The organism is Streptococcus sp. k-628 (assembly GCF_013277475.1).
Taxonomy (GTDB): domain Bacteria; phylum Bacillota; class Bacilli; order Lactobacillales; family Streptococcaceae; genus Streptococcus.
This window is the reverse complement of sequence record NZ_VMMZ01000058.1, coordinates 1-9,068: the sequence shown is the minus strand read 5'-3', so window position 1 is coordinate 9,068 and position 9,068 is coordinate 1. Positions and strand designations below refer to the sequence as shown.

Annotated in this window: 7 protein-coding genes; 5 read left to right on the top strand and 2 right to left on the bottom strand. The window is 40.6% G+C overall.

All coding sequences use genetic code 11. From position 1 onward, the window contains the following. The first annotated feature begins 131 nt into the window (after nucleotides 1-131). The 3 genes from HT730_RS07600 (at nucleotide 132) to HT730_RS07590 (ending at nucleotide 4,776) form a co-directional block, all read left to right on the top strand. Nucleotides 132-1,169, top strand: a complete 1,038-nt coding sequence (locus tag HT730_RS07600; protein WP_173307244.1) for an aldose epimerase family protein — start codon at nucleotides 132-134, stop codon at nucleotides 1,167-1,169. Between the two features lie 134 nt (nucleotides 1,170-1,303). Beyond that, complete coding sequence (locus HT730_RS07595; protein WP_173307243.1) at nucleotides 1,304-2,491, top strand: CAP domain-containing protein; 1,188 nt, start codon at nucleotides 1,304-1,306, stop codon at nucleotides 2,489-2,491. A gap of 473 nt (nucleotides 2,492-2,964) precedes the next feature. Continuing rightward, a complete protein-coding gene (locus tag HT730_RS07590) occupies nucleotides 2,965-4,776 on the top strand; it encodes a nucleoside triphosphate hydrolase (protein ID WP_173307242.1) in 1,812 nt (603 codons plus the stop codon). Between the two features lie 225 nt (nucleotides 4,777-5,001). Here the strand turns inward: HT730_RS07590 and HT730_RS07585 are convergent, their stop codons facing one another. Next, complete coding sequence (locus HT730_RS07585) at nucleotides 5,002-5,685, bottom strand: DUF4956 domain-containing protein (protein WP_173283550.1); 684 nt, start codon at nucleotides 5,683-5,685, stop codon at nucleotides 5,002-5,004. Next, nucleotides 5,678-6,454, bottom strand: coding sequence for a polyphosphate polymerase domain-containing protein (locus tag HT730_RS07580; protein WP_173307241.1), 777 nt, complete (start codon nucleotides 6,452-6,454; stop codon nucleotides 5,678-5,680). Before HT730_RS07580 ends, HT730_RS07585 begins: the two co-directional genes overlap by 8 nt. Nucleotides 6,455-6,684: 230 nt before the next feature. Here HT730_RS07580 and HT730_RS07575 point away from each other — a divergent pair, with 230 nt between their 5' ends. Both HT730_RS07575 and HT730_RS07570 read left to right on the top strand, forming a co-directional pair. Beyond that, a complete protein-coding gene (locus HT730_RS07575) occupies nucleotides 6,685-7,896 on the top strand; it encodes a carbohydrate-binding domain-containing protein (RefSeq protein ID WP_173307240.1) in 1,212 nt (403 codons plus the stop codon). A 241-nt stretch (nucleotides 7,897-8,137) separates the two neighbouring features. Beyond that, on the top strand, nucleotides 8,138-8,992 hold the full coding sequence (locus HT730_RS07570) for a VOC family protein (protein ID WP_173307239.1): 855 nt from the start codon (nucleotides 8,138-8,140) through the stop codon (nucleotides 8,990-8,992). Nucleotides 8,993-9,068: the final 76 nt, after the last annotated feature.

Sequence of the window (9,068 nt, the reverse complement as noted above, 5' to 3'; positions counted from 1 at the left end):
ATTTTCATTGAGTATAAGACAGTGTTTATGAATTCTTGCAAGAGGATTTGTATATCATCAGATAAACCATAGATTGTCAAGGCGCTTTCTATGGTTTGTTTGCTTGAGAGAAATAGTAAAAGGAGAAGAGAATGAAAGCATACACAGAGCGTGTGTTTGGAAATGTTGAGGGACAAGATGTCTTGGCCTATCGTTTTGAGACGGACGGTGGCTACCAACTTGAGGTCATGACTTATGGTGCGACCATTTTGCGTTATGTCACACCTGACAAAGATGGAAATTTTGCCAATGTTATCTTGGGATTTGATGACTTTGATAGTTATGTAGGCAATAGTCCCAAGCATGGGGCTAGCGTAGGGCCTGTGGCCGGCCGTATTGCAGGTGCGACCTTTGAGCTGAATAACAAGACCTATGACCTTGAGGTTAATAATGCTAGCAACTGTAACCATAGTGGTTCAACTGGTTGGGATTCGAGCTTGTTTGAACTAGCCGAAGTGAGCGACCATGGCTTGACCCTCTACACAGAGCGTATAGATGGGACAGGAGGATTTCCTGGAAATCTCAAGATTTGGATCAGTTACCACTTGGAAGAAACTGGTGCCTACGAAATCAGCTACAAGGTAACGACCGATCAGGATACGCTGGTTAATCCAACCAACCACAGCTATTTCAACTTGTCTGGTGATTTCACGCAGACGATTGACCGCCATGTCTTCCAGCTAAATACAGAGGGGATTTACCCAATCGCTCCCGACGGTGTTCCTGCCAAAACTCCAGATGCTAATCGTGATGTGGTTAAACACATCTACAATGGTGCCTTATTGAAAGACATCTTTGCAGAAGAAGATGAGCAAATCCAGCTGGTATCAGGTTTGGATCACCCATTTGCTCTTCCTGTGGGTCATGATAATGCTGGTTTCCTTTATGACCAAAATTCAGGTCGCTTCCTGCTCTTTAAGACAGAGGCTCCTTGCTTTGTGGTCTACACAGCAAACTTTGTGGATGAAAGTGTCATCATAGGAGGTCAGCCAATGCTACAGCACAATGGGATTGCCCTTGAAGCGCAGGCTTTACCAGATGCCATTCACAGTGATCTTAAAGACCAAGTCATCCTTAAAGCTGGTCAAACCTTCACAAGTAAGACACGTTATGAACTTGTTGTGAAATAAAGAATCATTGCGCCTACTTTTGGGATTTAGGAATAGGTAAGCAAAGACAAATAGTAGGAAAATATGATATAATTAAACGTTGAAAGGTATCTGTTAAGATAATATTCAAACTACAATAAGGAGTAAGAAAGAAAATGAAGAAAATTGTATTTGCTAGTGCCTTGGCCTTGACCTTGGCAGGAGCAGTTTTGACAAATGATGTTTTTGCGAACGACAGACTGGTTGCAACACAATCTGCTGATGGCAATGTATTGACCTCAGAGGTGCTAAAACCTTCTAGTGGCAATGTTTTGGTTGGAATCAAGGGAGAATTTTTGCCTCCTCATCAACAATCTATTTTAGATGCTATCAATAAAATTCGTAAAGAAGCAGCCGACGAAGGTTTGGTAGATAAGTATGTTCCTGTCAAATGGTCAGTTGACCATGAGAAAACGGCTTTTGTACGCGCTGCTGAGGTATCTGTTGCGCTGAAGGCTGAACGTCTTTCCAGCAAAAACAACTGGACTGCCTTTCCATCTGGTAATAGCCTAAGTGGAGAAGCTTTAGATTTGAATCCTGATGGATTTCTAAAAGCAATTGAAAACTGGCATGCTGAAAAGGCGAACTATGTGGCGAAAAAGAAAGATAAAACATCAAAAGAATTTTCATCTTATTATGAGAACTTGATTAACCCTAAATTTACCCATGTGGGTCTTGCTGCTTTTAAAAATGCAGCTAATCCTCAGAAAGCAGCAACCGTTGCTTTGGCTCTAGGAACTACGACTTCTTCAGAGGAATTGGCTGGTGGATATGGTTCTGCTGTTCAGTACACAGAAGTGACTGCTTCAAACCTTTCAACAGTTAAAAGTAAAGCTATAGTTGTAGAAACACCGCTGAAAGATTTCAGAAAATCTACGTCTGATCAGTCTGGCTGGGTGCAGTCTAATGGCAAGTGGTATTTTTATGAGTCTGGTGATGTGAAGACAGGCTGGTTGAAAACAGGTGGTCAATGGTACTACTTGAATGATCTAGGTGTTATGCAGACTGGATTTGTAGAAGTTGATGGATCGGTGTATTATCTAAGTAACTCAGGTGCTATGTTTACAGGCTGGGGAACAGATGGTAGCAGATGGTTCTACTTTGATGGCTCAGGAGCTATGAAAACAGGTTGGTACAAGGAAAATGGTACCTGGTATTACCTTGATGAAGAAGGGATCATGAAGACGGGTTGGTTTAAAGTAGGTCAACACTGGTACTATGCAAATGGTTCAGGCGCTTTGGCTGTTAACACAACAACACCAGATGGTTACCGTGTCAATGCTAATGGTGAATGGGTAAGCTAGGATGAACATGCCGACTGAGAGGTAAGTTATCCGTCTCACTAGCAACAAGAATGAACGATAAGAAAGAGGTTGATGGCGAACATTGACCTCTTTTTTGGAGTGTCTCGAGTCAGTTGCTACTTACTGAAAATAAGAACGAGTCATCATCCATCGCAAATATGCAAGACTATTCCTAATTCAGAAATCAACCTTTTGATATATGGTAATGTGAGTTTTATCTGCAATCGAAAAGCAAATACACACCTTGTCTTTGAAGTCAAGTGAGTATAAAAGAGAAACTCTAAGGGAGAGAATGTAAAGAAATACAAAAGTTTTCAAAACGATTTTCATAAAAACTTTGATAAAACAAATAAAATTCCGAACAAAAATGTAACAAAAATTTAATATAAAACACTTGACAAAGATTTGTGGGGGGGGGTATACTTAATATAAGTATAGTCTAAAAATGATTATCAGAAAAGAGGTAAATTTAGATGAATAAGAAAAAAATGATTTTAACAAGTCTAGCCAGTGTCGCTATCTTAGGAGCTGGTTTTGTTGCGTCTCCACCAGTAACTGTGAAAGCGGAGGTGGCATCTACAGCATCTGCTTCATCTACCGTAGAACAGGCAAAGAGCAAGGTTGCTGAGGCAGAAAAAAATGTGGCCGAAGCTCAGAAAAATTACGATGAAGCTCAGAAAAAAGCCGAAGAAAAGGCAAATGCCGTTAGAAAAATAGATGAAGAACGGCAAATAATTAATGGAGAGCTGCAGAAAGCTTATCTTGAACTAAGACAAGCACAAGAAGAAAAAAATAAATATCCAAACCAACCGGAATACACTAAAAAATTTAATGAAGCGAATAAAAAAGTAGATGAAACAACAACAAAACAGAAAGCTAAGGATGAAGAATATACAAAAAAAATGTATGAGTCTATTCCTGAAGTCACTCCTCTGTTGAAAGAATTAAATATCGAAAAAAACAAACTCGAAGTTGCCAAGCGACAACTTGAGGCGGCTGAAAAGGCTGAGAAAGAAGCCGAAGTAGCTGCTCAAAAAGAATTCTTATCTAATTTTGATAAAGCTTTAGAAACTACAGTTAAAGAATTAGAAGAAGATTTAAAAAATGCAAAAAATGATCCAGAATTAGAAAAACAAATTCAAGGGTTTATTGATGAATTAAAAAAACGAGCTGCAGATAAGAAGGCTGATTATGAAAAACGCTTCAAAGAAGGTCTAACTGCAGAAGACGCTGAAAAAGAAATAGAAGAAAAAGCTAAAGAAGAGGAAGTTGCAGAAGAAAAAGAAGCTAAGGAAGAAGCAGCTGCCCAAAAAGAATTTTTAGCTAATTACGATAAAGCTTTAGAAGCTACAATTAAAGAGCTAGAAAAAGCTGATACGAAAAATAATCCAGAACTAGAAGCACAAAAACAAAAAACGATTGAAGCATTAAAGAAAGAAGCAGCTGAAACGAGAGCTAAAATTGTAGAAGGTTTCAAAAATGGATTAACTGCTGAAGATGCTGAAGAAGCAATAGATGAAGCTAATAAAAAAGCTGCAGAAGAAGATAAAGCTAAAGAAAAACCAGCTCCAGCTCCTCAACCAGAGAAAACAGACGATCAAAGAGCTGAGGAAGACTATGCTCGTAAATCGGAAGAAGCATATAACCGCTTGATTCAACAGCAACCGCCAAAAACTGAAACTCCAGCACAACCTTCTGTTCCTGCAAGACCATCTAATCCGACATATGTCCCTTCATACTCATCATATGTTCCATCATACAGCTCATATTCTGTAGTAAAACCAGCACAACCAGCCACTCCAAAAACAGGTTGGAAACAAGAAAACGGTATGTGGTACTTCTACAATACTGATGGTTCAATGGCGAAAGGATGGCTACAAGACAACGGTTCATGGTACTACCTCAACGCTAGTGGTGCTATGGTAACAGGTTGGCTCCAAAACAATGGCTCATGGTACTACCTCAACGCTAATGGTGCTATGGCGACAGGATGGCTCCAATACAATGGTTCATGGTACTACCTCAACGCTAACGGCGCTATGGCAACAGGTTGGGCTAAAGTCAACGGTTCATGGTACTACCTAAATGCTAACGGTTCAATGGCAACAGGTTGGCTTAAAGATGGAGGTACTTGGTACTATCTTGAAGCGTCAGGTGCTATGAAAGCAAGCCAATGGTTCAAAGTATCAGATAAATGGTACTATGTCAATGGCTCAGGTGCCCTTGCAGTCAACACAACTGTAGATGGCTATAGAGTCAATGCCAATGGTGAATGGGTAAACTAAACCTAATATAACTAGTTAATACTGACTTCCTGTAAGAACTCTTTAAAGTATTCCCTACAAATACCATATCCTTTCAGTAGATAATATACTCTTGTAGGAAGTTTAGATTAAAAAATAACTCTGTAATCTCTAGCCTGATCTATGGCGCTAGAGACTACGGAGTTTTTTGATTGGTAAAGAATGGCGGCACTCAAGAGACTCTTAGTTTGCTATTTGATTTGAAAATTACAAATTCTTTCTCTTCTTGGCATTCTTGGTCAGGGAAACCTGGTAAGTATCCTGTTCTTTAGTGAGGTAATTGATGACTTGAAAATCATCGGTTTGAGCCTTGAAATCCACTTCGTAGACAGTGGTGACTTGTTCTCCATCATTGCTGGTATCAATCGAGATGAGGTCTAACTCAGTACAGAATTGTGCCAGTCCAGATTGGATAGTTTGAAGTTTCTCTTCTTGGTTCGCAATTGTGATGGTTAATAGTCTGCGACGTTGGTGGTTGCTCTTGCTTTGTTGTTTCTCTAAAAGAAGCCATACCGTTAAGATAAAGATAGTGAAGAGAACAGCTAAGGTTAGGTAGCCTGTCCCTGCCGCCAGCCCGATAATCATGGCAAGAAAGATAGCAATTAGTTCCCGTGAGCCACTGGTGGCTGAACGGAAACGAATAAGGCTAAAGGTTCCTGCAACGGCGATAGAGGTTCCTAAGCTGCCATTTACCAGAAAGATGACCAAGGTCATCAAGCAGGGGAGTAGGGTCAAACTAACAGCAAATTCCCGTGTATAGAGGGTACGGTGTTTGTAGGCCCATGTCAGCGCCAAACCTAAGAACAGGCTGACTAAGAGAGCTAGAAAGAGCTGGATAGGATTGGCAGTAGCAGTTGTGTCGTTGAAAATAGAATTAAAAAGATTAGACATAAGTAGTACCTACACTTTCTGTGCTTGGTCGTGGGCTATAGTCCAGCCCTTGAGACTTGTGGTAGGCGCAGCTGTATTTTGAAAATTTCTGCTCTACCAGTCCATATTGGTCGAGAATATCTTGTAGCCATTGGGGTTTTCTACCAGGTGCTTTAATTTCCATGATGACAATGTCCTCGTTTAGTAGAGGGAAACCGTCCTTTCCTGAAAATAAACTGACATTCTCATCACGATAGGTTAGATTTTGGTCAATGGTGACACGAATTTTATTGTAGGGAAATCCGCTAATTTCTTTCTTTTCCTTGAGAGAAAAGCGGTCGTAGTAGATATACATACGAGGGATGATGGCTTGCTGGTATTCTTCTTGGAGTTGCTGGATTTTTTCAATCATCATTTGGTCCTTGATGCTGCTATCCAGCTGTCCTTTGGTCATAAACTGGGTGATAGACTGGGGAGTTGACAAGAGACGATATTTTCGTCCGACACCAGTACTGTCCTTGGATTTGATTTCTAAAAATACCTGACTATCAGGCTGGACTTGACTGAGATAGGTTCGCATCCGAATCTTTTCTTTACGCTTAGTACCTTGGCTATCATCCTGAATCATATCAAATTGCTCTGTATCAAAGTAGATATTAGAAATGGTAGATGTTGGATAGTCATCCTCGACGAGGTATGTTTTTAAGTCTTCTATTAAATTAGCCAAGTCAGTCTTGGTAACGACATATTTGGTTTCAATTCGTTTAAAGCTTGTTTCAATTGGTTTCATAAATCCTGTCTCCTTGATCAAACTGTTTCAGCACTCTATCTTATTAGAAGATATATGTGTCTGGGCAAGTTGAACTTGCTTGTGACTAGTCTAGGGAACTTTCCTAAAACTTTTGTTAAAGATAACTTAACTGAAACTGAACTTAAGAAAACTTTCAGAAAAAAGTTTAGATTTTTTTCAGACTTCCCCTGTAAACTAAGCTCAAGCTAAATGAAGGCGAGGAAAAAAGTATGAAATCAAAAAAATGGACTCTAATCTTAACCAGTTTAACAGCTTTGACTTTGATGACAGCTTGTGGGCAGTCAACGACCAAGTCAAGTACAACTGCAGCGGCAGATACCACTGCCATTACAACTTCAGCTAAAAATAGTCAATCTTCTTATTTTACAGAAAAGGACTACGACACTTCTTATGATGAAAATACAGCCTCTAAGATTGAATTGTCAGGCTCATCTGCAAGTGTCTCTGGAGACGGTGTGACAGTTTCTGGCTCAACAGTGACTATCTCAAAAGCAGGTACCTATGTCATTTCTGGTCAGTCTGACGGAGTGCAAATTAAAATTGCAGCTGATAAGTCTGATGATGTGAAACTTGTTCTCAAAGGCGCAACCATGACCAATACAGATGCGGCTATTTCGGCTACAAGCGCAGGTCATGTCTACCTCACTCTAGCAGAGGGAACCACCAACAGTCTGTCCGACTCAAGCTCTAATAGTGATGAAAAGGCAAATGCCGCTCTCTTCTCTAAGGTTGATTTGACCATCAATGGCTCAGGAACTCTCAATGTAGATGGCAAGAAAAGCAATGCTATCAAGGCTAACGACACCCTCCACATCACAGGTGGAACCTTTAACATCACATCAGTTGGCGATGCCTTTAATGTCAATGATGAACTTAATGTCACTGGTGCGACCATGACGATCGATGCTAAGGAAGATGGTGTCAAAGTTGACAATGATGACGATATGACTGTCGGAAATATGTATTTGGCGAACAATACCATAACAGTCACAGCAGGCGATGATGGTATTCACGCTTCTGGAAATCTAGTGATTGATAGTGGTACTTACACCGTCAAGAATTCCACAGAAGGAATTGAAGGGAAAGCCATTACGATCAATGGTGGCGATATCAATGTCTACTCGACAGATGATGGAGTCAATGCAGCTAATAAAAATGCCCAGCAAAGCGACATTTACTTTACCATGACAGGTGGCAATCTAACTGTAGAAGTCGGTCAAGGGGACACAGACCCAATTGACTCAAACGGGAATATCACGGTCACAGGCGGAACCATTAAATTGATAGGACAATCAGGCTTTGACTTTGATGGAACAGCAACCTACACAGGTGGGGATATCTACATCAACGGCGAAAAACAAACAGATATTGTCAATTCTATGCCTGGAGGTGGCGGTCCAGCCCCTGACGGACGAGGATAAACAAAAACGAGGCTGGGCAAGAAGTCTTTGAAATCAGAAAAACGCATAGTATCAGGTCTTGAGAAACCTTGGTACTATGTGTTTTATTGTGGGGAGATTTACTTCATTTTCTCTTGAAGTCGACTTTTTGCCCAACATCGTTTGGTCCTACTATTTGAGTTGTTCTACTTGACTCCAAGTAAAAAAGGAGTATAATGTTGTAATAAATAAGGTTACAACAAAAAGAACAAAGGAGAAATAGATGACCTACGCATACAATAGTAAGATTTATTTGGCAGAAGCCGTTTTAAATGTAAAGGATTTGGCAAGTCAAACAGCCTTCTATCATCAGATTCTAGGCTTGGAGATTCTTTCTCAGACAGAATCTGAAAGTATCTTAGGAGCTGGTGGAAAGGCTTTGGTTCATTTACTGAAAACAGACAGGCTAGAGGAGGTGCAAGATCACTATGGTCTCTATCATCTAGCTATCCTTTTACCAAGTCGTGAGGAATTGGCAAATCTGTTTAAGCATATAGCAGAGCTGCAAATTCAGCTAGTCGGTGGGGCGGATCATGGCTACAGTGAAGCAATCTATCTGGAAGATTTAGAAGGGAACGGGATTGAAATTTATCGGGATAAGTCTGTAGAGGACTGGGATATTCGTGAGGATGGGCGCATTGTCGGAGTGACCGAAGCCTTATCTGCTCAAGAAATATATGAGATGGGACGTAAAGTAGAACCTTTTGAGATAGCTTCTACTACGCGCATGGGGCATATTCATCTTTCAGTCAAGGATAGTCAAGTAGCAAGCCAGTTTTATCAAAAGGTTTTAGGACTAGAGGATAAATTTAGTCTACCTAGTGCTAGTTGGATTGCGTCTGGGGATTATCATCATCATTTAGCGGTCAACGAGTGGGGAGGAAAAAGGCTAGCCAGACGTGAACAAGGTTTACCCGGATTGGCCTACTATGTCATTGAAGTCGCAAGCAAAGAAGAACTTCTAGCAATTGCCGAAAGAGGACAGGAAGTTGAGGCGCCTATCAAGTGGCTGACATCAACTCAGTTAGAAGTGACAGACCCAGATGGAATCGTGACGCGTATCCGCTTAGCTAGATAGGATGTGATAAAGACCAGCATCTCATACTCAATGAAAATCAAAGAGCAAACTAGGAAACTAGCCGCAGGCTGCTCAA